The following is a 26,689-nucleotide window of genomic DNA, read 5'->3' as shown; positions in this document are numbered from 1 at the left end:
AGCATGGCTGTGGATAAGGTTCTGAACTTCAAACAAGGCCGCACACCGCTGCTGATCAGCATGCCCCACGCGGGTCTGCGCTTGACGCCTGCGGTCGAGGCCGGGTTGATCCCCGAGGCGCAAAGCCTGCCGGACACCGACTGGCACATCCCGACGCTGTATGACTTTGCCGAGGAACTGGGCGCCAGCACGCTGTCGGCAGAATACTCACGGTTTGTCATCGACCTTAATCGGCCGTCGGACGACAAGCCGCTCTACGCCGGCGCCACCACCGGCCTGTATCCGGCGACATTGTTCGATGGCGTGCCATTGTTCCTGGAAGGGCAGGTGCCGTCCGACGAGGAGCGCGTGACCTACCTGCAAAAGATCTGGGGCCCTTATCACCGTCAACTGCAGGAAGAGCTGGCCCGCCTCAAGGCCGAATTCGGCTATGCGTTGCTGTTCGACGCCCATTCGATCCGCTCGGTGATCCCGCACCTGTTCGACGGCAAGCTTGCGGACTTCAACCTGGGTACCTTCAACGGCGCCGCCTGCGACCCGGCATTGGCCGGCCGGCTGGAAGCCGTTTGCGCCGGTCACCCGCAGTACACCCATGTGCTCAACGGACGCTTCAAGGGCGGCCATATCACCCGGCATTACGGCAACCCGGCACAGGATATCCACGCGGTGCAACTGGAGCTGTGCCAGAGCGCCTACATGGAAGAGGTTGAACCGTTCCGCTATCGCCCTGACCTGGCGGAACCGACGCGGGTGGTGCTCAGGCAGTTACTTGAGCAGATGCTGGCCTGGGGCCGGGCGCGCTATTCATAGACACAACACAGAACGCCTGTGGAAGGGAGCAAGCCCGCTCGCCACAGGGGCTCCCGTTTGCGCCGTGGCAGCGCTAAGTGCCCCACATTGGAGGGTATTCACAGCCTTGCCTGCTCAAGGACATGCTCATTGCACAATTCGGGTTTATGATGCCAGACGGCACAATAATAGAAGTCCCCCCAGGGATGAACCCGACACCCTACGGAGCGCGCAATGCAGACTTGGTACCCGCAGATCAAACCCTACGCCCGGCACGATCTGGCTGTCGATGACACCCACACCCTGTATGTCGATGAAAGTGGCTCACCCGAAGGCTTGCCTGTCGTCTTCATCCACGGTGGTCCTGGTTCCGGTTGCGATGCGCAGAGCCGCTGCTATTTTGATCCGAACCTGTACCGCATCGTCACCTTCGACCAGCGCGGCTGCGGGCGCTCCACCCCCCGTGCGAGTCTGGAAAACAACACCACCTGGGACCTGGTCGCCGACCTTGAGCGTATCCGCGAGCACCTGGGCATCGACAAATGGGTGCTGTTCGGCGGTTCCTGGGGCTCGACGTTGTCCCTGGCCTACGCCCAGACCCACCCCGAGCGCGTGCATGGGCTGATCGTTCGCGGCATTTTCCTGGCGCGCCCGCAGGATATTCACTGGTTTTACCAGGAAGGCGCCAGCCGCCTGTTCCCCGACTACTGGCAGGACTACCTCGCGCCGATCCCGGCGGACGAGCGCCACGACATGATTGCGGCCTATCACAAGCGCCTCACCGGCAACGACCAGATTGCCCAGATGCACGCGGCCAAAGCCTGGTCCGGCTGGGAAGGGCGCATGCTCGGCCTGTGCCCGAGCCCGCAGCACGTAGAGCGGTTTTCCGAGCCGCAGCGCGCGCTGTCCATCGCGCGTATCGAGTGCCACTACTTCACCAATAACTCCTTCCTTGAACCCAACCAGCTGATTCGCGACATGCACAAGATCGCCCATCTGCCTGGCGTCATCATCCACGGGCGCTACGACATGATCTGCCCGTTGGATAACGCCTGGGAACTGCATCAGGCCTGGCCCAACAGCGAGCTGCAAGTGATCCGCGAAGCCGGGCATGCGGCGTCCGAGCCCGGCATCACCGATGCCCTGGTGCGCGCGACCGGCGAGATGGCACGGCGCCTGCTTGATCTGCCGCCAGAAGAAGCATGAAGGGCCTGCTGCAACGGGTGCGTGGCGCCCGGGTCGAAGTGGCCGGTGAAGTTGTGGGAGCCATTGATCAGGGGTTGCTGGTGCTGGTGGCGGTCGAGCCTTCAGATACGCCGCAAAGCGCCGACAAATTGCTGCACAAGCTGCTTAACTACAGGGTGTTCAGCGACGACGAGGGCAAGATGAACCTGTCGTTGAAGGACGTTGGCGGTGGCTTGCTGCTGGTGTCGCAGTTCACCCTGGCGGCGGATACCAAAAGCGGGTTGCGCCCAAGCTTCACCACGGCGGCACCGCCGGCCCTGGGCGCGGCGCTTTTTGATCACTTGTTGTTACAAGCGCAACAATTGCATGGCAAGGTGGCTTCAGGGCGTTTCGGCGCCGATATGCAGGTGCATCTGGTCAATGATGGCCCTGTGACCTTCCTGTTACAGACGTGAATGCATTAAAAACGACTTCAATGCCTAAAAAACGTGGGGTTTCGCTATAAATACTTCGTTGTCCCTGATGCGTTGTCTCGCGGGCTGCTAGATAATCGCGCGCTACGGGGATCAGCGTGGTTTGGTCCAATTTTGACTTAGGTAGAGACTTGTCTGACGACCAGCGGGGAATCATTTTGTCCCATGGGAGTCGGAACAATGCTCGCCAACCTGGCATTTAGATAGCTGGCCGTTGGTTTTTTGATTTGTTTTCGGCGAGGGTTGCTCGTGATTGTTAGTCCCTGTAATGCACCAAAATTGTCTGCCAAACGGTTACGAAACGCACTGGTAACGGGCTCCGCCCTGTTTTGCCTGTTCGGCGCGGGTCAACTGTGGGCATTCAGTCTGGATGACGTGTCGGCCAAGGCTAAAGAGCTGGCTGGGCAGAAATACGAAGCTCCGCGCAGCAATCTGCCGAACGAATTCCGCGAAATGAAGTTTGCGGACTACCAGAAAATTCGTTTCCGCAACGAAAAGGCCGAATGGGCCGATCAAAACACCCCGTTCAAGCTGTCCTTCTATCACCAGGGTATGCATTTCGATACGCCGGTGAAAATCAACGAAGTGACCGCCGACAGCGTTCAGGAAATCAAATACGACCCGACGCGCTTCGATTTCGGCGACGTCAAATTTGATCCCAAGGCCACCGAACAACTGGGTTACGCCGGTTTCCGTGTGCTGTACCCGATCAACCAGAACGACAAGCAAGACGAAATCATGACCATGCTCGGCGCGAGCTACTTCCGCGTCGTCGGCAAGGGTCAGACCTACGGTCTGTCCGCGCGTGGCATGGCGATCGACACTGCCTTGCCGTCCGGTGAAGAATTCCCTCGCTTCACCGAGTTCTGGATCGAACGCCCCAAGCCGGGTGAAAAACAGCTGGTGATCTTTGCCCTGCTGGATTCGCCACGCGCCACCGGTGCCTACCGCCTGACCCTGCGCCCCGGCAGCGACACCATCGTCGACGTCAAATCGCAGATGTTCCTGCGTGACAAGGTCAGCAAGCTCGGCGTTGCGCCGTTGACCAGCATGTTCCTGTTCGGCGCCAATCAGCCGTCCAAAGTGCTCAACTACCGTCGCGAGCTGCACGATTCCAGCGGTCTGTCGATCCATGCCGGCAACGGCGAGTGGATCTGGCGCCCACTGAACAACCCAAAACACCTGTCGGTCAGCAACTTCGGCGTCGAGAACCCGCGTGGTTTCGGCCTGCTGCAACGGGGTCGTGACTTCAGCCACTATGAAGACCTCGACGACAACTACGACAAGCGCCCAAGCGCCTGGATCGAGCCTGAAGGCGATTGGGGCAAAGGCACCGTCGACCTGGTAGAGATTCCGACCGCTGACGAAACCAACGACAACATCGTTGCGTTCTGGAGCCCGGCCGAGCTGCCGAAAGTCGGCGAGCCGCTGGACGTTTCCTATCGCCTGCACTGGACCATGGACGAAAAAGCCCTGCACCCGACCGACAGCGCCTGGGTCAAGCAGACCCTGCGTTCGACCGGCGACGTCAAGCAATCCAACCTGATCCGTCAGCCTGACGGTACCGTGGCTTACCTGGTGGACTTCGAGGGCCCGTCCCTGAAGAACCTGCCGGCCGATGCCCCGGTACGCAGCCAGGTGAGCGTTGGCGACAACGCCGAACTGGTTGAAAACAGCGTGCGCTACAACGAGCACACCAAGGGCTGGCGTTTGACCCTGCGCATGAAGATCAAGGACGCCAGCAAGCCGACCGAAATGCGTGCCGCGCTGGTCCAGGATGTTGCCCCGCCTGCGCCCGAGCAGGACACCAGCCACGTGCTCAAGGCTGACAAAGTACTGGCCAGGCAACACGAGAAACAGGCTAAAAAGGACGCCAAGGAAGCGAAAGACAAGGAAGCCAAACAGCCTGCCGCCGCCCCCGCCACACCAGAGCCGATCAAGACCGAACAAGTCCTGACCGAGACCTGGAGCTACCAGTTGCCAGCCGATGAGTAATTCTCAAGCCAAGCCAGAGACGTTGTCCGAGTACCTGGCGCATCTGCCGATGACCGCTGAGCAACGCGCCGAACTGGCCGGTTGCTCATCCTTCAGCGAGCTGCACGAGCGCTTGTCGTCCGCCACCTTCGACGCACCGGTCGACGCCGCCCAGGCGTCGGTTGGCCGGCGCCTGACGCTCAACAGTGCCGAAGAACTGCAGGACGCGGAAATGCTCGCGCTTGACGCCAGTGGTCGCGTGTGCCTCAAGGCCACGCCGCCGATCCGGCGCACCAAGGTCGTGCCTGAGCCATGGCGCACCAATATTCTGGTGCGCGGCTGGCGCCGTATCACCGGGCGCTCCAACCCGCCCGCGCCGCCCAAGGACGAGCGCGTATTGCCGGCCGCGCGCTGGCGTACCGTGGGTTCGATCCGTCGCTATATCCTGCTGGTGTTGATGCTCGGCCAGACCATCGTGGCCGGCTGGTACATGAAAGGCATCATGCCGTACCAGGGCTGGTCGCTGGTCGACTTCGACGAAATCCGCAACCAGACCCTGCTGCAAACCGCCACCCAGGTTCTGCCTTACGCCCTGCAAACCAGCATCCTGATCATGTTCGGGATTCTGTTCTGCTGGGTGTCGGCGGGTTTCTGGACCGCGCTGATGGGCTTTCTGGAGTTGCTGACCGGCCACGACAAATACCGGATCTCCGGTAAAAGCGCCGGTGACGAGCCGATTCCCAAAGACGCCCGCACCGCGCTGGTCATGCCGATCTGCAACGAAGACGTGCCGCGCGTGTTCGCGGGTTTGCGCGCCACGTTCGAATCGGTGGCCGCCACCGGTGATCTGGACCGCTTCGACTTCTTCGTGCTCAGCGACAGTAACGAAGCCGACATCTGCATCGCCGAACAGCAAGCCTGGCTCGACGTGTGCCGCGAAGCCGGCGGTTTCGGCAAAATCTTTTATCGCCGCCGTCGCCGTCGCGTCAAACGCAAGAGCGGCAACCTCGACGACTTCTGCCGTCGCTGGGGCGGTGAATACAAGTACATGGTGGTGCTCGACGCCGACAGCGTGATGAGCGGCGAATGCCTGACCAGCCTGGTGCGCTTGATGGAAGCCACGCCGGATGCCGGGATTATCCAGACCGCGCCGCGTGCGTCGGGCATGGACACCCTGTATGCGCGCATGCAGCAGTTCGCCACCCGTGTTTACGGCCCGTTGTTCACCGCTGGCCTGCACTTCTGGCAGTTGGGTGAATCCCACTACTGGGGTCACAACGCGATCATCCGCATGAAGCCGTTCATCGAGCATTGCGCCCTGGCGCCGTTGCCGGGCAAGGGCGCGTTCGCCGGCTCCATTCTGTCCCACGACTTCGTTGAAGCCGCGCTGATGCGCCGTGCCGGCTGGGGCGTGTGGATTGCCTACGACCTGCCGGGCAGCTACGAAGAACTGCCGCCGAACCTGCTGGACGAACTCAAGCGTGACCGTCGCTGGTGCCACGGCAACCTGATGAACTTCCGCCTGTTTTTGGTCAAGGGCATGCACCCGGTGCACCGCGCGGTGTTCCTGACCGGCGTGATGTCCTACCTGTCGGCGCCGCTGTGGTTCCTGTTCCTGGTGCTGTCCACCGCGTTGCTGGCGGTAAACACGTTGATGGAGCCGCAATACTTCATGGCGCCGCGCCAGTTGTATCCGCTGTGGCCGCAATGGCACCCGGACAAGGCGGTGGCGCTGTTCTCCACCACCATCGTGCTGCTGTTCCTGCCTAAACTGCTGAGCATCATCCTGATCTGGGCCAAGGGCGCGAAAGAGTTCGGTGGCAAGTTCAAGGTGACCCTGTCGATGCTGCTGGAGATGCTCTTCTCCATGCTGCTGGCGCCGGTGCGGATGATTTTCCACACCCGCTTTGTGCTCGCCGCGTTCCTCGGCTGGGCCGCGACCTGGAACTCGCCGCAGCGCGACGACGACTCCACACCCTGGAGCGAAGCGGTCAAGCGCCACGGTCCGCAAACCGTGCTGGGCTTCCTCTGGGCACTGCTGGTGGTGTGGTTGAACCCTAGCTTCCTGTGGTGGCTGGTGCCGATTGTCGGTTCGCTGATGCTGTCGATTCCGGTGTCGGTGATTTCCAGCCGGGTCAACCTGGGTCTCAAGTCCCGCGACGAGAGCCTGTTCCTCATCCCCGAGGAGTACAACCCGCCGCAGGCGCTGCTGTCGACCGAGAAGTACACCCACGAAAACCGTTGGCACGCCCTCAATGACGGGTTCGTGCGTTCGGTGGTCGACCCGCAGCAGAACGCCCTGGCCTGTGCCTTGGCGACTTCGCGGCACCGTGAAGCGGAGCCGATTGAGTACCTGCGCCTCGAACGTGTTCGCCATGCGTTGAAAGTCGGCCCTGCCGGCCTGACCAACGCCGAGCGTGTGGCCCTGCTCAGCGACCCGGTTGCCCTGGCTCGCCTGCACGAGCAGGTGTGGAGCGAAGGGCATGCCGAGTGGCTTGGTGCCTGGCGTGCCTCGATCAAGGCTGATCCCCACGCGCCGTTGCTGCCACTGCAGCCGCAAGCGTCGCGGGCCCAACCGGCCTGATTCAGACGCCCCCGAGGGTTCTTCCCGGGGGCGTTTCCAGCGCTGGTCCTACAGCGTTTCCGGCTTCTTCCTTTAAACGCTAACCCCTTGTTATTTCGAAACAAAAGACCTTTGTTCGAGACGTATTGCCGTGCCTGTGGCTGGGGTAGCATCGCCCCCCACATTCAATGGGCCACGGGGGCACTCATGATCAAAAGGTTTTGTTCGGCATTGCTGATCGGCGCAGTCGCATTGATTCACGCCGGCGTGTCGGCGGCCGGTGCGCTGGACGACGCCGTGCGTCGTGGCGTGCTCAAAGTGGGCACCACGCCCACTTACACCCCTTTCGAAATGAAGGACAAGCAGGGCCGCATTGTCGGCTTCGAGGTCGACCTGCTGCGCACCATGAGCCGTGCCCTGGGTGTCGAGCTGGAGCTGGTCGTGGTGCCGTATACAGAGTTGGTGCCGGGGCTGATGGCGAAGAAATTCGACCTCATCGGCAGCGGCATGACCGTCACCCAGGAGCGCAACCTCGCGCTCAACTTCAGCGACTCCTTCATCGTGGTGGGCCAGACCGTGCTGCTGCATCCGCGCCTGGCCGGCAAGGTGTCCAGCATCGAAGACCTCGACGAGGCGGGCTATCACATTGCGGTCAATCAGGGCACCACCGGCGAGGCTGCCGCGCGACGCTTTCTGCGCACGCCCCGGTTCAGCAGTTTCGTCACCCCCGAAGAAGGCGTGCGGCAGGTGGTGGAGGGCAAGGCCGATGCGTTCATTCACGACGCGCCCTACAACCTGATCGCCATGGCGCGGCCGGAAAACGCCACGTTGCTGTCACTGGAGCAGCCCTTCACCTTTGAACCGCTGGCCTTCGGCCTCAAAAAGGGCGACTACGACAGCGTCAACTGGATCAACCACTTTCTCAACCAGGTGGCCCAGGACGGCACCTACGATCAGTTGCACGACAAGTGGTTCAAGGACACTGACTGGATGGCGGACGTTGAGTGACGGTCATGACGCCGACAAGATTTACCCGTGAAACCTTTGTGACAGGCAGCGAGTGAGTTAGGATCGCACCCCGAAATGGTGCAGCCCTTTTGCGCGCCGGTCTTACAAGAATGGTTCAGGGGACTTGATGATGAAAAAGTATCTGTCGATGCTGATGCTCGGCGTCACCGCGCTGGTTGCCGCCACTGCGGCCCAGGCCGGCGCCATCGATGATGCGGTCAAGCGCGGCACGTTCAAGGTCGGCATGGACCCGACCTACATGCCGTTCGAAATGACCGACAAACGCGGTGAAATCATCGGTTTCGAAGTCGATATCCTCAAGGCCATGGCCAAGTCCATGGGCGTCAAGCTGGAGCTGGTGTCCACCGGCTATGACGGCATCATCCCGGCTTTCCTCACCGGCAAGTTCGACATGATCGGCAGCGGCATGACCCTGACCCAGGAGCGCAATCTGCGCCTGAACTTCAGCGAACCCTTCATCGTGGTCGGCCAGACCCTGCTGATCCGCAAGGAGCTGGAAGGCACCATCAAGTCCTACAAAGACCTCAACGACGAGAAGTACCGCCTGACCTCCAAGCTCGGCACCACCGGTGAAATGGTGGCCAAAAAGCTGATCGCCAAAGCCAGGTACCACGGCTACGACAACGAACAGGAAGGTGTGCTGGACGTGGTCAACGGCAAGGCCGACGCGTTTGTCTACGATGCTCCGTACAACGTGGTCGCCGAGAAAAAGGTCGGCAACGGCAAGCTGGTGTTCCTCGACGAACCCTTCACCTTCGAACCTCTGGCGTTCGGCCTGAAGAAGGGCGACTACGACAGTCTCAACTACATCAATAATTTCCTGCACCAGATCCGCAACGACGGCACCTACGATCGCATCCATGACAAGTGGTTCAAGAGCGCCGAGTGGCTCAAGGACATGGAATAAGCCTTAAGACCGGGTTGCCCGCGATGGCGGCCTGCCAGGCGACATACCTCCCGCGGAAAGTGAAATGAAACAGAAAAAAGCCCAATGGCCCTGGCACCTGCTGACCGTGGTCGTGCTGGTCGGCCTGGCCGGCGCGTTGTACTACGCCACCTCGCTGATGGCCTACGAGTGGCGCTGGAACCGCGTGCCGCAGTACTTCGCCTATCAGGCCGAAGACGCCCAGCGCGCCGCCGACATCTCCACGGTCATCGACCTCGTGCGCAAGGGCGACATCGCCGAAGTGACCCTGCGCAATGACGCCGGCGCCGAGCAGCGCGTGAGCGTGGCCGACAACAGCCTGCAAGTGGCGCGCGGCGATGATGTGGCTGAAGGCGACGTGATCGGGGTGAACCGTCATTGGGCACTGGGCCCGCTGATGTGGGGCCTGTGGACCACCTTGTGGCTGTCGGTGGTTTCCGGGATCCTCGGGTTGGCGATTGGCCTGGCGACCGGGCTGTGCCGACTGTCCAGCAACCCCACCTTGCGCGACCTGTCGACGCTCTATGTCGAGCTGGTGCGTGGCACGCCGCTGCTGGTGCAGATTTTCATCTTCTATTTCTTCATCGGCACGGTGCTCAACCTGTCCCGGGAGTTCGCCGGGATCGCCGCGCTGTCGTTGTTCACCGGCGCCTATGTGGCGGAAATCGTGCGGGCCGGCGTGCAGTCCATCACCCGTGGCCAGGACGAGGCCGCGCGTTCCCTGGGCCTGAGTGCCAGCCAGTCGATGCGTCACGTGGTACTGCCGCAGGCCTTCAAGCGCGTGCTGCCGCCCCTGGCCGGGCAATTTATCAGCCTGGTCAAAGACACGTCGCTGGTCTCGGTCATCGCCATCACCGAACTGCTCAAAAGCGGCCGCGAGGTGATCACCACCTCGTTCTCGCCGTTTGAAATCCTGTTCTGCGTCGCAGGCCTGTACCTGCTGATCAACCTGCCGCTGTCGAAAATGGCCAGCCGGCTTGAGCGGAGGCTCGCGCAAAGTGATTGAAGTCCACGACCTGGTAAAAGTCTTTGATACCCGTGGGCAAGTGGTGCGCGCGGTCGACCACGTCACTACCCAGGTGGCCAGGGGCGAAGTGCTGGTGGTGATCGGCCCGTCCGGTTCCGGCAAGTCCACCTTCCTGCGCTGCCTTAACGGCCTGGAAGCCTTCGACTCGGGCTCGGTGAGCATCGACGGCCTGCAACTGGCCGACCCCAGGACCGATGTAAACGCCTACCGCCGCGAGGTCGGCATGGTGTTCCAGCACTTCAACCTGTTCCCCCACATGACCGTGCTGGAAAACCTCTGCCTGGCGCAAAAAGTGGTGCGCAAGCGCGGTAAAAAGGAGCGTGAAGCCAAGGCCCTGGCGCTGCTGGAAAAGGTCGGCATTGCGCAGAAAGCCAACGAGTTTCCCTCACGCCTCTCCGGCGGGCAGCAACAGCGGGTGGCGATTGCCCGCGCCCTGGCCATGGAGCCCAAGGTGATGCTGTTCGACGAGCCCACCTCGGCGCTGGACCCGGAAATGGTCGGCGAAGTGCTGGACGTGATGAAGACCCTGGCCCTGGAAGGCATGACCATGGTCTGCGTCACCCACGAAATGGGTTTTGCCCGCGAAGTGGCGGACCGGGTGTTGTTCTTCGACCACGGCAAGTTGCTCGAAGACGCCGCCCCGGCCGAGTTCTTCGCAGCGCCCAGGGACCCGCGCGCCCAGGCGTTTCTGCGTCAGGTGCTGTAGCCGTCACACTTTGAACCGCTCGACGCACTGCTGCAGGCTTACGCCCAACCGCGCCAACTCAACACTCGCCGCTGCCGTTTGCTCACTGGCGGTGGCGGCCTGCTCCGAGGCGTCGCGCACTTTCAACACACTGCGATTGATCTCTTCGGCCACCGCGCTCTGCTGTTCGGCCGCCGCCGCAATCTGCGGGTTCATGTCCTGGATGACCGCCACGGTGCGCGCGATCTCCATCAGCGCATCGCCGGCGTTGCGCGCCAGACCGACGCTGCTGTCGGTGAGCGTGCGGCTGTGGTCCATGATGTCGGCCACTTGCTGTGTGCCGTTGTGCAGGCCACTGATCAGCCCTTCGATTTCCTCGGCCGACTGCTGGGTGCGCTGGGCCAGTGTGCGCACTTCGTCGGCGACCACCGCGAACCCCTGACCGGCTTCGCCGGCGCGCGCGGCTTCAATGGCGGCGTTGAGCGCCAGCAGGTTGGTCTGCTGCGAGACGGACTTGATCACGTCCAGCACGCTGCCGATCTTCTGGCTTTCCCGTTGCAGCGCGATCATGGCCTGGCTTGAGCGTGCCATTTCATGGGCCAGGTGTTCGATTTGCGCCACGGCATCGGTCACCACTTGATCGCCGATTTCGGTCTGTTGATTGGCTGCGCCTGCAGCAATCGACGCCTGCTCGGCATGCCGTGCGACCTCTTGGGCGGTGGCCAGCATCTGGTTCATGGCGGTCGCCACCTGCTCGGTTTCCGCGCGCTGATGATTCACCCCGGCGCGCGTTTGCTCGGTAACCGTGGACAGCTCCTCGGCCGCGCTGGCAACTTGTCGCGCGTTGTCGCTGATGTTGCCGATCAGCCCGCGCAAATTCGCCGTCATCTGGTTCATGCTGCGTTGCAACTGGCCCAGCTCATCCTTGCGCCGGGTTTGCATGTCGTCGCTGAGGTCGCCCTGGGCAATGCGGTTGGCCACCGAAAGCGCCTTGCGCAACGGTTTGACGATTTGCCCGGCAATCAGCCACGCCGCCAGTGCGCCGAACAGCACGGCAGCAGCGGTGATGAGCAGGGTATGGGTGCGTGCCTGCTCAGCCTCGCGGTCGCGGCGCTGGGTCTGGTCCTGGCTTAACAGGTCGCTTTGCGCGAGCAATTGGTCCAGCAACTGCTCCAACTGGTTTTGCCCGGCCTCGGTGCTCAGTTGCGTGTCCTTGAGTCGTGTGAGGTGGTTGCGGATGCCCAGCACGGTGGTGTTCAACAGGTGGCTGTTGACCGGCAACTTCGCCACCGCGGCCTGAGCCTGTTCCAGATCGCGCTCGGCATCGCTGACCGATTGCGCGTAGGCCTCCAGTGAACTGGCGGCCCAGGCCGGGCTTTGCGCACGGTCGTCGGCCTGTTCGATGGCCTGACGCAGGTCTTCCACGGCATCCAGAGCTTTTTGATCGTCCTGATCGGGCAGGTCGCTGGCCAGTTGCGTCAGCACGTCGCCGGTCTGCGCGGCATTTTCCTTGAGCTTCGCGCGGGCGGCCTCGCGCTGTTCAACCAGCGTCGGCACTGCCTTGAGTCGGGTTTTGAAGGCGCTGGAAAGACGGGTCATCTCCTGCTGGTACTCGGCGGCTGTGGGCGTCTTGAGTCGGTTGGGAAGCTGCATCAGCAGGTCATCGATTTTCTGCATGCCGGTGCCCAGCTTGTTGAGGCTGTCGGCATTGTTCAGGGTTCGGTAAACAATGCGGTCCGCGCGCAACTCTTCACCGGCCACCGCCAGTTGCGACAGTTGCGTAAGTGTTTGCGAGCGGTAGAGAGACGCTTCCAGGGCTTGCCAGCCCGTCGTGGCAATCACAAGGCTCAGGGCGAGTACCAGGGAAAACCCCAGGATCAGTTTGAGGGTGACACTCAGGTCACCCAGCAGATGAGTCATTCGACGAAGCATGATCGACCTCCAACGGGAACGTAACCGGCGTGGTTAAACGCTAGCCCCATCGATGGTCAGTCGGGCCTGATAAACGTGTAGGAAATTTCAGAGGTGGCCAGCGGCGACCGAGAACCGGTCGCCGCACAGGCAAGTGCGTCAGACCCGGAAGCGGCTGACCAGTGCTTGCAGATGGGTGCCCAGGCGCGCCAGCTCGGTACTCGAGGCGGCGGTTTCCTCACTGGCCGCAGCGGTCTGCTCCGAGATATCGCGCACGTTCAGCACGCTGCGGTTGATCTCCTCAGCCACGGCGCTCTGTTGCTCGGCGGCGGTAGCGATCTGCGAGTTCATCGCCTGGATAGTCGACACCGTCAGGGTGATGCTGGACAAGGCAGTGCCGGCGCGACGGGTCAGCTCGACGCTGCTGTCGGTGAGACCCCGGCTGTTGTCCATGATCGTTGCCACCTGCTGGGTGCCACTCTGCAGGCCGACGATCAGCTCGGCGATCTCCTCGGTGGACTTCTGGGTACGCTGGGCCAGGCTGCGCACTTCGTCGGCCACCACGGCGAAACCCCGTCCGGCCTCGCCCGCGCGTGCGGCCTCGATGGCGGCGTTGAGCGCGAGCAGGTTGGTCTGCTGGGCCACGGATTTGATCACATCGAGCACGCTGCCGATCTTGTCGCTTTCGCGCTGCAGATGGCCCATGGCTTCGGTGGAGCTGCCCACCTCGGTGGCCAGGCGTTCGATCTGGGCGATGGCTTGCGCCACCACCTTGTCGCCTTCACGGGCCTGCTGGTCGGCAGCCACGGCGGCTTCCGAAGCCTCTTCGGCGTTGCGCGCCACTTCCTGCACGGTGGCGGCCATTTCATTCATGGCGGTGGCCACCTGGTCGGTCTCGACCTTCTGGCTGTTGACCCCGGCGCTGGTCTGTTCGGTGACCGCCGACAGCTGCTCGGCGGCGCTGGCGATTTGGGTGACGCCGTCGCTGATGCCACCGATCAACTCACGCAGGCCCAGGGTCATGCTTTGCATGGCCCGCTGCAGTTGGCCCAGTTCGTCCTTGCGGGCGGACTCCAGGTTGTGGCTCAAGTCGCCAGAGGCCACGCGTTCGGCGACCTGCAGGGTCTGGTTGAGCGGGATGATGATCTGGCGCGTGATCGCCCAGGCGGCGAACAGGCCGACGATCAATGCCAGGGCGGCGGCCAGCAGCAGCAGGTATTTGGCTTGCGCGGCATCGCGGTCGCGCACGGCGGTCTGCGAAACCGTGAGTTTTTCGCTGTGCCCCATCAGGATCTCGCCCTGGGCGTTGATGGTCTTCAGCGCAGCAGCGGCGGCCGTCTGGGAGTCACGGTACTGGCTGACGGCGGCGCGGTAGGCTTGCAGCGACACGCCCGCCTGTTGCAGGTTGGTCACGTACTGCGCCGGCAGTTGGCCTTCGAGCTCGCTGGCTTTTTTGAGGGCGTTGTCGATGGCGTCCAGCGCCGGCTGCTCGGCCTCGACCTTGCCGCTGTAGGTGTAGCCGCGTACCTGGAAGCGTGCCTGCTGGATCAGTTTGCTCAGGCTCACCACGCTGTTGAACTGGGTAACGCTGTCGCCTTGCAGCAGCGCGGCTTCGATCTCGTTGATCCTGGCCACGGCGTTGTCGGCAGTGTCGCCCAGCTTGCTGCGCGCGCCTTCACGCTTGAGCCCGGCCTGGACCATCGCGGCGAAGGCTTTTTTGTATTGCCCCAAGGCTTCCTGCTGCTGTTCGACCAGGGCCTTGTCGTCGGGTTGCTCGATCAACTGCGCGGCTTTTTTCAGGCCGTCGTCCAATTGCGCGATCAGGCTGTCGACCGCGCCGGTGCCTTGCTCGCCGCGCCGCATGTCGAAGTCCAGGCGCGCCAGGCGCAGGTCCTTGGTCACGCCGTTGAGGCTGGAGATATAACCCAGCTTGTCACCCCGACCAATCACATCGCCCAGGCTGGTCCAGCCGGTGAAGGTGATCATTAATGTCAGCACCAATACCAGGCCAAAACCCACGCCCAGCTTGGTTTTGACGCTGACATTACCCAGCTTTTCGGCTAACTGACGATACATGTTGCAAACTCCCCTGGAACCAGGCTTGGACTTATTCAGAGGCTATCGGCCGGTACGCGGGATTCTGTAGCAGCACATACCTGCTGTCGGAGGGTTTTTTCAGAAAAGGCGGGCGAGCAGGGCGGCGACGGCGGTTTCGACGCGCAGGATGCGCGCGCCCAGTTGCACCGGTTGCAGGCCGGCCCTGGTCAGCAGATCCACCTCATAGGGGATCCAGCCGCCTTCGGGGCCGATGGCCAGCGTGACGGGCTCGTCGAGGCCGCGCGGGCAGGGCGGGTAGTCGCCGGGGTGGCCGATCAGGCCGAGGGTGCCGTCGGTCAGGGCCGGCAGGCGATCTTCGACGAACGGCTTGAAGCGCTTCTCGAGGGTGATCTGCGGCAGCACCGTGTCCCGCGCCTGTTCCAGGCCCAGGATCAGTTGTTCGCGTACCGCTTCTGGCTCCAGGAACGGTGTTTGCCAAAAGCTTTTTTCCACCCGGTAGCTGTTGAGCAGCACTACCCTTGGCACCCCCATGGCGGCTACGGTTTGCAGCACGCGGCGCAACATCTTTGGCCGGGGCAGGGCCAGCAGCAGGGTCAGCGGCAGTTTGGCCGGCGGCGGCTGGTCGAAGCTGACGTGCAGTTCGGCCTCGCCGGCTTCAAGGCGCAGCAATTGCGCGTTGCCCATCAGCCCACCGAGGCGGCCCACCCGCAGGTTGTCGCCCACGGCGGCGCGGTGGACGTCCTGCATGTGTACCAGGCGCCGATCACGCAGCACCACGCGGTCGGCCGCAATGAAGTCGGCCTCCTCAAGCAGCAGCAGGTTCACGGTTGGGTCGCTGGCGGTTGGTCATCGTCGGCGGGCTGGTCTTCGGGGTGTTCGCCCCGCTTGCTGATCAAACCGCTGAACAGGATGCCGATCTCGAACAGCATCCACATCGGCACGGCCAGCAGGGTCTGGGAGAAGATATCCGGCGGCGTGAGGATCATCCCCACCACAAAGCAGCCGATGATCACGTACGGGCGGATTTTCTTCAGGTACTTCACGTCGACCACGCCGATCCACACCAGCAGCACCACGGCCACCGGGATCTCGAAGGCCACGCCAAAGGCGAAGAACAGCGTCATCACAAAATCGAGGTAGCTGGTGATGTCGGTCATCATTTCCACACCGGCCGGGGTGGCGGCGGCGAAGAATTTGAAGATCAGCGGGAACACCAGAAAGTAGGCGAACGCCATGCCGGTGTAGAACAGCAGGATGCTCGACACCAGCAACGGCACCGCAATGCGCTTCTCGTGCTTGTACAGGCCCGGCGCGATAAAGCCCCAGATCTGATGCAGGATCACCGGGATCGCGAGGAACAGCGAGACCATCATGGTCAGCTTCAACGGCGTGAGGAACGGCGACGACACATCGGTGGCGATCATCGTCGCGCCCACCGGCAGGTACTGGCGCAGGGGCGTGGAGACGAAGGTGTAGATCTGCTGGGTGAAGGCGAATAGCCCGGCAAAGATGATGAAGATCGCTGCCACGCAACGCAGCAGGCGGGTACGCAGCTCGGTGAGGTGCGAGACCAGCGGCATGTGCTGGTCGGTTTCCGGTTTATCAGCGCTCATGGGGCTCGCGGCGGCAATGTAGGGTCATGGGGAGCGGGCGCTGCAACAGGCGCCGGCGCGGGTTCTGTGGGAACGGTCGGCGGCGCGGGCGGGGTTTCAACCACCGGTGCGATGCTGTTGGCCGCAGGCTCCGCCGGTTTGGCGGGCTCCTGCACCGGCGTCAGGATCTTGCGCGCCTCCTGCTCCAGCGACAGGATGTGTTCGTTGTGCAACTGGCGGCGGATTTCGTCAGCGCCGATTTCCCGTTCAACTTCCTGTTTGATCGCATTGAAACTGCGTTTCAGGCGACCGATCCACAGGCCCGCCGTGCGTGCTGCACCGGGCAACCGTTCCGGCCCCAGCACCAGCAGGGCAACCAGGCCGACGAGGAGCAGTTCAGAGAAGCTGATACCAAACATTAGTCAGTACTCACAGGTCTTTGCGGGTCGGCTCTTCGACTTTTTCAGCCTGCACGTCGAAGGTACGACGCTCGGTGATCGGCTGGGTGGCCTGCGGGTGCACGGGCTGGGCCGGCGGCACAGGATTGACCACCGGATCGGCCGGTTTTTCATCGTCGTTCATGGCTTTGCGAAAGCCCTTGATCGACTCGCCGACGTCGGTGCCCAGATTCTTGAGTTTCTTGGTACCGAACACCAGTACCACCACCACCAGAATGACGATCCAGTGTTTCCAGTCAAAAATGCCCATGCTGCAAATCCTCCAGTCTTAGTTATTCAAGCGGACGGGCGCGAGGCCTTTTCGACGTGCCCGGACAAGCCGAAGCGACGGTCCAGTTCATCCAGCACGGCCTGCGGATGCTGCCCCAGTTGGGCGAGCATGACCAGGCTATGGAACCACAGGTCTGCGGTTTCATAGATGACATCGCTGCAATCACCGCTGATCTGCGCATCCTTGGCGGCAATGATCGTCTCGACGGACTCTTCGCCGAGCTTCTCCAGAATCTTGTTCAGGCCTTTGTGGTAGAGGCTGGCGACATAGGAACTGTCGGCGTCCGCGCCTTTGCGCGCTTCCAGCACCTGGGCCACACGGTTGAGGGTATCGCTCATGTTCAGTGTCCTGCCGAGTAGATGGCGTGCGGGTCTTTGAGCACCGGCTCCACCACTTTCCACTCGCCGTTCTCGAACACGCGGTAGAAGCAGCTGTGACGCCCGGTGTGGCAGGCGATGCCGCCGATCTGCTCGACCTTGAGGATCACCACGTCGCCGTCGCAGTCCAGGCGCAGCTCGTGCAGGGTTTGCACATGCCCGGACTCTTCGCCCTTGCGCCACAGTTTGCCACGCGAGCGTGACCAGTAAATGGCGCGCTGCTCGGCGGCAGTCAGGCTCAGGGCCTCGCGGTTCATCCAGGCCATCATCAACACGCGCCCGGTCTTGTAGTCCTGGGCAATGGCCGGCACCAGGCCGTCACTGTCCCACTTGATCTCGTCCAGCCAGTCTTTCATGTTCGGCTCCGGCAATTTGCGACAGTGTATAACCGGATGGGCTATCGACGCACGATCAGATAAATACCCACGGCCACCATGACCCCGGCCGGCCAGAAGCCCAGCTGGTTCAATGGCCCGACGATGGCGAGCATCACGCCCCCCACCAGGTGCGCGGCGCCGAGCAGGCGCAGGAACCAGTCGTCCTTGCGCTTGCGCCATGGCGGCTCCGGGTCCCTGGCATGGGGCTGCGACATGCGCTCCAGCAGGTCACGGGTCATGTTGGCCAGATGGGGCAGTTGCTCCATCTGGCTGTACATGTTGCCGATCATGGTTTTCGGGCTCATGCGCTCGCGCATCCAGCGTTCCAGGAACGGTTGGGCGGTGTTCCACAAGTCGAGGTCCGGGTACAACTGGCGGCCGAGGCCTTCGATGTTGAGCAGGGTTTTTTGCAGCAACACCAACTGCGGCTGCACTTCCATGTTGAAGCGCCGCGCGGTCTGGAACAGGCGCATCAGCACCTGGCCGAAGGAAATATCCTTTAACGGTTTTTCAAAGATCGGCTCGCACACTGTGCGGATCGCCGCTTCGAATTCGTTGAGCTTGGTTTCCGCCGGCACCCAGCCCGAATCGATGTGCAACTGCGCCACGCGGCGGTAGTCGCGTTTGAAGAAGGCAAACAGGTTGCGCGCCAGGTAGTCCTGATCTTCCGGGGTGAGGCTGCCGACGATGCCGCAGTCGATTGCGATGTATTGCGGGCTCCACGGCGTGACCGTGCTGACGAAGATATTGCCGGGGTGCATGTCGGCGTGGAAGAAACTGTCGCGGAACACCTGGGTGAAGAAGATCTCCACGCCGCGCTCGGCGAGCATCTTCATGTCGGTGCGCTGGTCGGCCAGGGCGGCGAGGTCGGTGACCTGCAGGCCGTAGATGCGCTCCATCACCAGCACTTTGGGGCGGCACCAGTCCCAATACACTTGCGGCACGTACAGCAGTTGCGAGCCTTCAAAGTTGCGCCGCAGCTGGCTGGAATTGGCGGCTTCGCGCAGCAGGTCGAGCTCGTCGTAGATGGTTTTCTCGTAGTCCGCGACCACGTCCACCGGGTGCAGCAGGCGTGCATCGGCCGAGAAACGTTCGGCGGCGCGAGCGAGGACGAACAGCCACGCCAGGTCCTGGCCGATGATCGGCTTGAGGCCGGGGCGGATCACTTTCACCACCACTTCTTCGCCGGTCTTGAGCTGCGCGGCGTGCACTTGCGCGACCGACGCCGACGCCAGCGGCTCGACATCGAAGCGGCTGAACACTTCACTGATCTTCTTGCCCAACTGCGACTCGATCAGTGCCATCGACTGCTGCGAGTCGAACGGCGGCACGCGGTCCTGCAGCAGCATCAGTTCGTCGGCGATGTCTTCGGGCAACAGGTCGCGGCGGGTGGAGAGGATCTGCCCGAACTTGATGAAGATCGGTCCCAGGTCCTGCAACGCCAGGCGCAGGCGCGCACCACGGCTCAGCTCGAGCTTTTTGCGTGGCAACCAGCGCCACGGCAGCACATAGCGCACCGCCAGCAAGAACCATGGCAGTGGCAAGGCGAACAGCAGGTCATCCAGGCGATAGCGCATGACCACGCGCTGGATACGAAACAAACGGCGGACGGCGAGCAGCTTCATGCGTTATCGCTTGGATCAAGGGAACGGCTCAGGCGCTCGAAGCGGGCCTCGAGGCGTTCCAGGTCGATTTTGGCCTTGTCGAGTTCACGAAAGCGCGCTTGCGCTTCTCGCTCCCCGACCAGGGTGCGCGCTTCTTCGCTCAGGTATTCGGCGAGGTTCTGGTTGAGGCTGGCAAACCCCTGTTGATACCACTGCGCGCGGCTGCGCAGGTGCCCGCTGATCAACGGGGTGGCCACCGGGCCGAGCCAGCGCGACAGCTCGTATTCCCAGTCCAGCGCCAGGTCCTGCAACACGGCGGCCAGGTCCATCAGCACCGCGCTTTCGCCTTCCAGGTGCACCTGCGGGCTGTGCAGGATGGCGGTCTTGTTGCGGCTCAGCGCCAGGTGCAACAGGCTGGAGGCCGGCGCGCGCAGGGTGCAATCGGCTTCGGCCGCCCATTGCGTGGCCAGCAGCAGGCCTTCATCGCTGGGCAGGATGAACAGCTGCACGGCCGGGCGGGTGCAATCGACGGCAATCACCTTGCCGTTCAAGTGCCCCAGCCGCGCCAGTGCGGTGCTGTCCAGGCACAGTACACGGTTGAGGCCGTGTTCGACGCCGGCAAGAAGGCCCGCGAGCAGCATCAGGGTTTGATGCCGCGGTGCAGGGCGACGATGCCCGAAGTCATGTTGTGATAGGTCACGCGGTCGAAGCCGGCTTCCACCATCATCGACTTGAGGGTTTCCTGATCGGGGTGCATGCGGATCGACTCGGCCAGGTAGCGATAGCTTTCGGCGTCGTTGGTGATCAGCTTGCCCATCAGCGGCATGAAGGCAAACGAGTAGGTGTCGTAGACCTTGGACATCAGCGCGTTGGTCGGCTTGGAGAATTCCAGCACCAGCAGGCGACCGCCGGGCTTGAGCACGCGCAGCATCGAGCGGATCGCGTCTTCCTTGCGGGTCACGTTGCGCAGGCCGAAGGCGATGGTCACGCAGTCGAAATGGTTGTCCGGGAACGGCAGTTTTTCCGCGTCGGCCTGGACGAACTCGATGTTGTCGGCCACGCCCTTGTCCAGCAGGCGATCTCGGCCGACCTTGAGCATCGACCCGTTGATGTCCGCCAGCACTACCTGGCCGGTGGGGCCAACCAGTCTGGAGAACTTGGCCGCCAGATCGCCGGTGCCGCCGGCAATGTCCAGCACGCGATTGCCGGTGCGTACGCCCGACAGCTCGATGGTGAAGCGCTTCCACAGACGGTGCATGCCGCCTGACAGCACGTCGTTCATCAGGTCGTACTTGGCCGCCACGGAGTGGAATACCTCAGCGACCTTTTCCGCTTTCTGGCTTTGCGGGACGTTCTTGAAACCGAAGTGAGTGGTGGGTTCGGCATCGCTGCCTTTGCGCTGATCAGTCATATCGCTGTCACCAAAAGAGAATGCGGCACATGATAATCCCCAAGGGCTGCTTTGTCTTGGCAAGGCTGAAGGTAAGATAGGTGCTTATCGAGACCTTCTGGCGCATTGAAGGTTTCTCAGCCCCTTATGAAAGGAGTCATTGGCATGGCCCGTATAACCGTTGAGCGTGAGCATTCCCTGGGTAAGGAAGGCGCGCGGGCGAAAGCCGACGCGCTGGCGCAAAAACTCAATGACAAGTATGGCGTGGAGTCGTCGTGGTCCGGGGACACCTTGAACCTCAAACGCTCGGGCGTTAAAGGCACGGTACAGGTGGACGACGATTCATTGCGCATCAACGTGGAGCTTGGCCTGTTGATGTCGGCCATGAGTGGCACACTTAAATCCGAGATCGAGAAAGCACTGGATAAAGCGTTGGCCTGATCGATTGTACTTAGGGTGCCGATTCTAATTTTCCAGCCTAGTTTGTGCTCAAGCCCTCAACTCCTGCGGGCCGATTTCCGCCCTGATGTGTGAGGTGCACCTTGACCAACGTTGTGCTGCGAAAAAAAATCGATGTTCAGACCCCTGCCGTCAGTCACGTCAAGCGCTACGCCCGCAAGATCTGGCTGGCGGGCCTTGGAGCGTATGCCAAGGTCGGCGGCGAGGGCAGCGAGTACTTCAAGGAACTCGTCAAGAGCGGTCAACATGTTGAAAGTAAAAGCAAAAAAGTTGCAGTTGAACAAGTGGCTGCGGCTAACAGTCAGATTGATCAAGTAAAGAGTCATCTCTCAAGCGTCAAAGGCCTGGTTGAAGTTCAACTGGATAAAGTTGAAGACGCTTTTGACTCGCGTGTTGCAAGTGCCTTGAATCGGATCGGCATTGCGTCTAAACATGACGTTGAGACACTCTCTGCTAAGCTCGAAGAGCTGACGGCATTGCTCGAACGTGTCGCGCGTAAACACTAAGGAGACACCGGAATGGCTGTTAAAAAGACTACTCAGAAAGAAGGCAGCTCGTGGGTCGGGGAAGTTGAAAAATATTCCCGGAAGATCTGGCTTGCTGGTTTAGGCGTGTACTCGAAGGTTAGCAGTGACGGCGGTAAATACTTCGAGACCCTGGTCAAGGACGGCGAGAAAGCCGAAAAGTTGACCAAGACCGCGGCGGGTAAAAAAGTCGACGCGGCCAAGGCCACCGCCGGCTCCGCCAAGTCGAGCATTTCCGATACGTGGAGCAAGTTGGAAGAGACCTTTGACAAGCGTCTTAACAGTGCCATTTCGCGTTTGGGCGTGCCGAGCAAGGCAGAGCTCAAGACCTTGCACAGCAAGGTCGATACCTTGACCCGACAGATTGAAAAACTCACCGGTGCCAAGGCGGCTCCCGTCAAGGCAGCGGCGGCCAAACCCGCTGCCAAGCCTGCAGTCGCTAAAACGGCAGCGGCCAAACCCGCTGCGAAAAGCACCGCCAAGGCTCCGGCCAAAGCGGCTGCCAAGCCTGCTGCAAAAACCGCCGCCGCCAAACCGGTGACCGCTAAAGCAGCGGCCAAGCCGGCAGCGAAGACCGCCGCCAAGCCTGCGACTAAAGCCGCCGCCAAGCCTGCAGCCAAAACTGCAGCGGCCAAACCCGCTGCGAAGCCTGCTGCCGCCAAGCCCGCTGCCAAACCGGCCGCCGCCAGAAAGCCCGCCGCTGCCAAGAAACCCGCCGCCGCCAAGCCGGCAACGTCGGCGCCAACCGCCTCCGCCGCCAACTCGGCCTCTGCACCTGCTGCCACTCCGCCGGCAACCCCGGCGGCGTCCAGTCAGTCCTGATTTTCCAGGGCACACAAAAAACGCCCGGCCTGTGAAGGTCGGGCGTTTTTTTGTGTTCACTGCCTGGGCATCATCAATTGTAAGTAATCGACACCGTCACTGCGCTGGCCAGTGTCCCGTGGGTGATCGCCTTGCCGGTCTTGTGGTACGCCGCTTTCAGCGGCACCACTGCCTTTTTGTTGCTCGTGGCAATCGTGCGGCTGCGCTGCACAGGGGTTCCGTTGGCCGGCAAGGCTTGCCCGCTGGACAGCCCGAGTGCGGTGCCCGCCGAGGTCCCGGTGTTGGCAAAGAGCGCAGGGTTGTCGGTAGATGGCGTGCCGGCGAACAGGAAAATCACATTCTTGACGTCCGAGTCGCAGTCGGCGGCCAATTCGAAGTCGTGCTCTCCGGCCGAGTCGGCCGTATCGAAGTCCGACACTTTCACCGGCGGCAGGGTGATGGTGCGGTTCACGTCGCCGGCGATCAGGTTACACGTGCCGGCGTTGACCACGCCTGCAAAGGTCAGCGTGCCCGTGGTGGCAGCCATTGCATTCAACGTGCACAGGCTTGCCGTGAGGGCCAGCGTCAGGGGAAGTTTCGGGAGTTTCATCAAAAGTCCTTGGGGGGTCAGTTGTAGGTGATGTTGACGGTGGCGGTACTGATCAGCGTGCCTGGGCTGACAGTGCCATTTCTGTGGTAGGCCGCACTGAGCGGCAGTACTGCACGATTGCCCGTTACGGCCACCGTGCGTTCGTTGTCGCTGCCGTTGGCCGGGAGGGTCTGCGCAGCGCCGTTGATACGTGAATACAGCCAGAGGGCGACACCGCCCGCTGTGCCGGTGTTGGCAAAGAGCAGTGGGTTCTCGGTGGCAGGGGCGCCGGAAAAACGGAAGGTGACGGACTGGGTATCGCTGCACTCGGCGCTCAGCTCAAAGTCGTGTACACCTGCAAAGGGTGAGTTGTCGAAGGCGTTGGCTTGAACCGGTACGAGCGCAATCGTGCGGTTGACGTCCCCCACCGCGAGGTCACAGGTGGCAGTGGGACTGACGAAGCGCACCGGGCTGTCGAGCAGCAGTTGATAACGCCCGAGGATATTGTTTCCGACATCCCGCATTCGGTAATCGAAGATATTGCCCGCGGGAACGACCCCGCCTGTGATCGGACCGGTTTTGTAGAAAATGGCCTCCGCGTTGGTGAAGATGGGAATCCTCCCCGGTGGGTTCACGGTTTCGCCGCTGGTCAGGGCAAAGTTATTGGTGATCCCGCGTGCATCGGTGATTCTGATCTTGATGGCAACCCCTGCCGCTTCAGTCTGGTAAGCCATGATTCCCGGAATGACCGCGCCCAGTTGGCGCGCGACAAGCACGATCAGGTTGTGGGTGGGGCAGTCGAGAAACCGTGCAGGCAGCACGCCGTTGAACGGCTGGCGCAGGATCTCGCTGCCCACGGGCAGGCTGTTCGGTACGGTCACGACGGCAGGCAGCGTCAGGCCATGCTGGGAATTGGAATAACTCTCACAGTAGGCCTGTGCCGCAATCGGCGAACCCACCGCGAGCAGCGCGATAGCATGGGTGAGGAAATGCTTCATCTTCGGTCTCGCAAGAAAAAACAGGGTGTTTGGGGGCGCGCGACGTTGCGCGTTTTGCCGATCAACCATGACGGTCTGCCTTGCAGGTGCCGGCATTCAGCTGGCGCAGACGCGTGCCACCGGCGGGTGTATCCAGGGCGTAGTCGAACGTGCAGGCCTCTTCGAGGAGCCCGCCCCACTTGACGCGCAACCGGCCACGAGGGCGGGACACGCGCACGAACGCTTTAGCGCCTTGCCCGACGATGCCGACGCTGGCGCCGTCTTCATCAAAGACATCGGCGCCGAACGGCAACGGCTCACCGTCCTCGCGCACGGCGCTGATCAACAGCGCCTGGCCGCTGACCGTCTCGAACGGCAGCTTCACCACCGAGCCCGCGCGTGGAGCAACATTTTGCGAGGCGGTCTTGAGTTCGATGTCGACGGCCAGGTCCCTGGGGTCCAGCTCGACCACGTTTTGCCGATAGGGCGTGAGGTGGGGCACCACGGCAAAGCCGCTTTTGCCAATCTGCGCACTGCGGTTGCCGTTGACCCTTGCGCCCTGGGCGTCCGGAGCCTGGACGATGCCGATGGTGTCACCCAGCTCCGGGGCGAAGGTCACCCCGCCTGAGTGGGCGACGACGCCGCCGGTGATACCGACTGCGCTCGAACGGTACGCGTCGCTCTGGCCATACCCGGCCGACAGCACGCCTTGGCTGGCCTGATACCTCAGGTCGGCACTGCTCGCGTTGCCGCCGCCCCGTGCATGGCTGGTGCTGAAGCCGTAGCTCAATTCGCTGCGCTCACCCAGGCTGCCGCCGAGGCTGACGCGCTCGCCGCTGCTTTGATCGCCGTGGTAGGCCGTGGTGGTCAAGGTCGGCGGGCGGGCGCTGCTGCCCAGCGGCAGGCTCAAGGTGAAGTCGACCTGCTTGTCGACCCGTTCGCTGAGCAAGTCGCGGGTACGTTGTGCGCTGACGGTGTAATTAAGGCCCCGCCAGGCCCCGCTGTAGCCGGCGGTAAACGTAAGGTTGCCGTTGGTGCGGTTCCAGTAGTTCTGCGATGAACCGGTCAGGTACGCCGAGCCGCTGCCCACGCTCTGGTTGAGGCTGATATCCATGCGGTCGCGCAGGCGTGACACGCTGTCCAGTTTCAGCCCGTCGATGGCGAGATCGCGCACATGGGCCGCATCGCTCACGCTGAGGAAACCCTGCGTGGAGTAACGGTAGGCGCCCAGTGCAAAGTGGGTGCCGGAGTCTGCAAAATTCTTGCTGTAGCGTAATTGCACGCTTTGCCCCTCGCTGGCGCCGTGCCCCGGCAGGCGTGCGTTCGCGTGCGTCAAGTCGAGTGACAGCGCGCCGAGCGGCGTATTGACCGCGGCGCCGAGCAGTTGTGAGCGATAGTCATCCCCCAGCACCGCGCCGGTGTAGCCGGTCAACAGGTTGTTCAGGCCACGCTGGTAAGTGGCTTGCATCAGCATGGGCCGATGGCGCAGGCCGATTTCATCCAGTTGACCGACGCTCAGCGAATAGCGGCTGTGTTCGGGGCGCAGCAGGTTGGCATTTGCCGCGAAAGGCACAATGAATTCGCGCATGCGGCCGTCGGCCTCGGTGATTGTGACGTGCAGGTCGCCGCCGTAGCCGGTGGGGAACAGGTCATTGAGTACAAACGGGCCCGGCGCCACGGAGACTTCGTCCAGCAGCACACCCCGTTGGCGTACGCTGACCCGGGCGTTGGTCTCGGCCACACCGCGCACCACCGGCGCGAATCCGCTTTGGGAATCGGGCAGCATGCGGTCATCGCTGAACAGGCTGGCACCGCGCAGACGCACACTGTCGTACAACGCTCCCGGCGTGTAGATTTCGCCGATCACCAGTTGCGAGCGCCACGGGCTCAGATCGCGTTGCACATAGCTGGCGCTGCTTTGGTAGCCGGCGGCGGTCGAAGTGCGGCTGTAGCTGCCGTTATGGCGCACATGCCAATCACCCAGGTTGAGTCCGGTATTCAAACCCAGATAGCTCGAGCCCAGAGAGCGCCCCGCCGTTTGCGTGACGAAGGTGTTGGCGTTGTAGCGCACAAAGGCGGCGTTGATGCCGCTGTCCCAGTGCTGGGGGTCGACGTAGCCGCGCGGCTGACGCACCAGGTAGATCTGCGGAATCAGCAGGTCCAGGCGGTTTTCTCCGGAATCGAACCGGCTGCTGGCGCCTGGCAGGTACGTGGCGATGTCCGTGCAGGCGGAAAACGCCGTCACGGTGTCCACGCTGACGCCGAAGCGCTGCAATGCCTCGCGCGCCAGGCACATTTGCGCCGCGTCCTGGCCTGGCACCCTGACGAACGACACGGTCTCACGGCCGATCCACTGGCCGTTGAGGTGCACATCCGCGCGGTAGCTGCCGGGCAGCACGACATTGCCCTGGTTGAAGCGGGAGATGTCCACCTGCAGACCGGCCGCGCGATCGGCAAAGAAGGCCGGGTTGAATTCGACCTGTTCGACACCTTGTACGTCGCTGGCTAACAACAGGCCGAGCGCTAGCGGGTACATCGAGTGGCGTGGAGTTTTTACGCCGACCGGCGTGTTCAGACTCATGGTTGCAGTGCTCAAAAACAGAGGCCGATGAAATGTCGGCGCAGGCAATTTCCTGCCCGGGTGATCGGGC

Annotated in this window: 25 protein-coding genes and 3 pseudogenes; 13 read left to right on the top strand and 15 right to left on the bottom strand. The window is 62.3% G+C overall.

Annotated features, from left to right (window positions below):
* Positions 1–9 precede the first annotated feature (9 nt).
* The 9 genes from hutG (at position 10) to TU79_RS14025 (ending at position 10,671) form a co-directional block, all read left to right on the top strand.
* Positions 10–810, top strand: a complete 801-nt coding sequence (hutG, locus tag TU79_RS14065) for an N-formylglutamate deformylase (protein WP_057008625.1) — start codon at positions 10–12, stop codon at positions 808–810.
* Between the two features lie 213 nt (positions 811–1,023).
* Positions 1,024–1,995 (top strand): prolyl aminopeptidase, encoded by a 972-nt coding sequence (pip, locus tag TU79_RS14060; protein ID WP_003237417.1) that lies wholly within the window; start codon positions 1,024–1,026, stop codon positions 1,993–1,995.
* Positions 1,992–2,429 (top strand): D-aminoacyl-tRNA deacylase, encoded by a 438-nt coding sequence (gene dtd, locus TU79_RS14055; RefSeq protein ID WP_057008538.1) that lies wholly within the window; start codon positions 1,992–1,994, stop codon positions 2,427–2,429. The genes pip and dtd overlap by 4 nt, the downstream gene beginning before the upstream one ends.
* A 267-nt stretch (positions 2,430–2,696) precedes the next feature.
* Entirely contained in the window at positions 2,697–4,442 is a 1,746-nt protein-coding gene (locus TU79_RS14050; RefSeq protein ID WP_057008624.1) for a glucan biosynthesis protein G, read from the top strand.
* Positions 4,435–7,005, top strand: a complete 2,571-nt coding sequence (gene mdoH / locus TU79_RS14045) for a glucans biosynthesis glucosyltransferase MdoH (protein ID WP_057008537.1) — start codon at positions 4,435–4,437, stop codon at positions 7,003–7,005. Before TU79_RS14050 ends, mdoH begins: the two co-directional genes overlap by 8 nt.
* Positions 7,006–7,191: 186 nt before the next feature.
* Positions 7,192–7,992 carry a transporter substrate-binding domain-containing protein gene (locus TU79_RS14040; protein WP_057008536.1) on the top strand — a complete coding sequence of 267 codons (801 nt, stop codon included), beginning with the start codon at positions 7,192–7,194 and terminating at the stop codon, positions 7,990–7,992.
* A gap of 130 nt (positions 7,993–8,122) precedes the next feature.
* Positions 8,123–8,920, top strand: coding sequence for a transporter substrate-binding domain-containing protein (locus TU79_RS14035; RefSeq protein ID WP_057008623.1), 798 nt, complete (start codon positions 8,123–8,125; stop codon positions 8,918–8,920).
* A 64-nt stretch (positions 8,921–8,984) separates the two neighbouring features.
* Positions 8,985–9,944 (top strand): amino acid ABC transporter permease, encoded by a 960-nt coding sequence (locus tag TU79_RS14030; RefSeq protein WP_057008535.1) that lies wholly within the window; start codon positions 8,985–8,987, stop codon positions 9,942–9,944.
* Positions 9,937–10,671 (top strand): amino acid ABC transporter ATP-binding protein, encoded by a 735-nt coding sequence (locus TU79_RS14025; RefSeq protein WP_057008534.1) that lies wholly within the window; start codon positions 9,937–9,939, stop codon positions 10,669–10,671. The genes TU79_RS14030 and TU79_RS14025 overlap by 8 nt, the downstream gene beginning before the upstream one ends.
* 3 nt (positions 10,672–10,674) lie before the next feature.
* On the opposite strand, the gene TU79_RS14020 is transcribed toward TU79_RS14025, so the two are convergent.
* The 12 genes and pseudogenes from TU79_RS14020 to ubiE form a co-directional block, all read right to left on the bottom strand.
* Positions 10,675–12,582 (bottom strand): methyl-accepting chemotaxis protein, encoded by a 1,908-nt coding sequence (locus tag TU79_RS14020; protein WP_057008533.1) that lies wholly within the window; start codon positions 12,580–12,582, stop codon positions 10,675–10,677.
* Between the two features lie 138 nt (positions 12,583–12,720).
* Positions 12,721–13,434 (bottom strand): methyl-accepting chemotaxis protein, encoded by a 714-nt coding sequence (locus TU79_RS26955; RefSeq protein ID WP_428839036.1) that lies wholly within the window; start codon positions 13,432–13,434, stop codon positions 12,721–12,723.
* Between the two features lie 144 nt (positions 13,435–13,578).
* Positions 13,579–14,547, bottom strand: a pseudogene (locus TU79_RS26950) (methyl-accepting chemotaxis protein); the annotation flags it as partial.
* Between the two features lie 189 nt (positions 14,548–14,736).
* Positions 14,737–15,444: a 16S rRNA (uracil(1498)-N(3))-methyltransferase gene (locus TU79_RS14010; RefSeq protein WP_057008531.1), complete on the bottom strand. Its 708-nt coding sequence runs from the start codon at positions 15,442–15,444 to the stop codon at positions 14,737–14,739.
* Positions 15,441–16,232, bottom strand: coding sequence for a twin-arginine translocase subunit TatC (tatC, locus tag TU79_RS14005; protein ID WP_057008530.1), 792 nt, complete (start codon positions 16,230–16,232; stop codon positions 15,441–15,443). The genes TU79_RS14010 and tatC overlap by 4 nt, the downstream gene beginning before the upstream one ends.
* Entirely contained in the window at positions 16,229–16,630 is a 402-nt protein-coding gene (tatB, locus tag TU79_RS14000) for a Sec-independent protein translocase protein TatB (RefSeq protein WP_057008529.1), read from the bottom strand. The genes tatC and tatB overlap by 4 nt, the downstream gene beginning before the upstream one ends.
* Before the next feature lie 10 nt (positions 16,631–16,640).
* Positions 16,641–16,919, bottom strand: coding sequence for a twin-arginine translocase TatA/TatE family subunit (locus TU79_RS13995; protein ID WP_003237389.1), 279 nt, complete (start codon positions 16,917–16,919; stop codon positions 16,641–16,643).
* A 26-nt stretch (positions 16,920–16,945) separates the two neighbouring features.
* Entirely contained in the window at positions 16,946–17,278 is a 333-nt protein-coding gene (locus TU79_RS13990) for a phosphoribosyl-ATP diphosphatase (protein WP_003237387.1), read from the bottom strand.
* Positions 17,279–17,280: 2 nt separating this feature from the next.
* Positions 17,281–17,673: a phosphoribosyl-AMP cyclohydrolase gene (gene hisI, locus TU79_RS13985; RefSeq protein ID WP_057008528.1), complete on the bottom strand. Its 393-nt coding sequence runs from the start codon at positions 17,671–17,673 to the stop codon at positions 17,281–17,283.
* A gap of 41 nt (positions 17,674–17,714) precedes the next feature.
* Positions 17,715–19,319 (bottom strand): ubiquinone biosynthesis regulatory protein kinase UbiB, encoded by a 1,605-nt coding sequence (gene ubiB / locus TU79_RS13980; RefSeq protein ID WP_057008527.1) that lies wholly within the window; start codon positions 19,317–19,319, stop codon positions 17,715–17,717.
* Entirely contained in the window at positions 19,316–19,939 is a 624-nt protein-coding gene (locus TU79_RS13975) for a ubiquinone biosynthesis accessory factor UbiJ (RefSeq protein WP_057008526.1), read from the bottom strand. The genes ubiB and TU79_RS13975 overlap by 4 nt, the downstream gene beginning before the upstream one ends.
* Positions 19,939–20,709 (bottom strand): bifunctional demethylmenaquinone methyltransferase/2-methoxy-6-polyprenyl-1,4-benzoquinol methylase UbiE, encoded by a 771-nt coding sequence (gene ubiE, locus TU79_RS13970; RefSeq protein WP_003237369.1) that lies wholly within the window; start codon positions 20,707–20,709, stop codon positions 19,939–19,941. Before ubiE ends, TU79_RS13975 begins: the two co-directional genes overlap by 1 nt.
* Positions 20,710–20,853: 144 nt before the next feature.
* Here ubiE and TU79_RS13965 point away from each other — a divergent pair, with 144 nt between their 5' ends.
* The 4 genes and pseudogenes from TU79_RS13965 to TU79_RS26940 form a co-directional block, all read left to right on the top strand.
* Positions 20,854–21,129, top strand: coding sequence for a polyhydroxyalkanoic acid system family protein (locus tag TU79_RS13965; RefSeq protein WP_057008525.1), 276 nt, complete (start codon positions 20,854–20,856; stop codon positions 21,127–21,129).
* 101 nt (positions 21,130–21,230) lie between these two features.
* The gene (locus tag TU79_RS13960) at positions 21,231–21,653 is read left to right on the top strand and encodes a phasin family protein (protein WP_057008524.1); all 423 of its coding nucleotides are present in this window, start codon (positions 21,231–21,233) and stop codon (positions 21,651–21,653) included.
* Positions 21,654–21,665: 12 nt separating this feature from the next.
* A pseudogene (locus TU79_RS26945) lies at positions 21,666–21,992 on the top strand (phasin family protein); the annotation flags it as partial.
* 87 nt (positions 21,993–22,079) lie between these two features.
* Positions 22,080–22,493 (top strand): annotated as a pseudogene (locus TU79_RS26940) (hypothetical protein); the annotation flags it as partial.
* Between the two features lie 73 nt (positions 22,494–22,566).
* On the opposite strand, the gene TU79_RS13950 reads toward TU79_RS26940, so the two are convergent.
* The 3 genes from TU79_RS13950 to TU79_RS13940 all read right to left on the bottom strand — a co-directional run bounded on the left by TU79_RS13950 (position 22,567) and on the right by TU79_RS13940 (position 26,619).
* Positions 22,567–23,082 carry a fimbrial protein gene (locus TU79_RS13950; RefSeq protein ID WP_057008522.1) on the bottom strand — a complete coding sequence of 172 codons (516 nt, stop codon included), beginning with the start codon at positions 23,080–23,082 and terminating at the stop codon, positions 22,567–22,569.
* A gap of 17 nt (positions 23,083–23,099) precedes the next feature.
* Positions 23,100–24,059 (bottom strand): fimbrial protein, encoded by a 960-nt coding sequence (locus TU79_RS13945; protein ID WP_057008622.1) that lies wholly within the window; start codon positions 24,057–24,059, stop codon positions 23,100–23,102.
* Positions 24,060–24,120: 61 nt separating this feature from the next.
* A complete protein-coding gene (locus TU79_RS13940) occupies positions 24,121–26,619 on the bottom strand; it encodes a fimbria/pilus outer membrane usher protein (protein ID WP_057008521.1) in 2,499 nt (832 codons plus the stop codon).
* Positions 26,620–26,689: the final 70 nt, after the last annotated feature.

The sequence above is a fragment of the Pseudomonas trivialis genome, assembly GCF_001439805.1.
GTDB classification, from domain to species: Bacteria; Pseudomonadota; Gammaproteobacteria; order Pseudomonadales; family Pseudomonadaceae; genus Aquipseudomonas; species Aquipseudomonas trivialis.
This window is presented reverse-complemented; position numbering and strand designations above follow the sequence as displayed.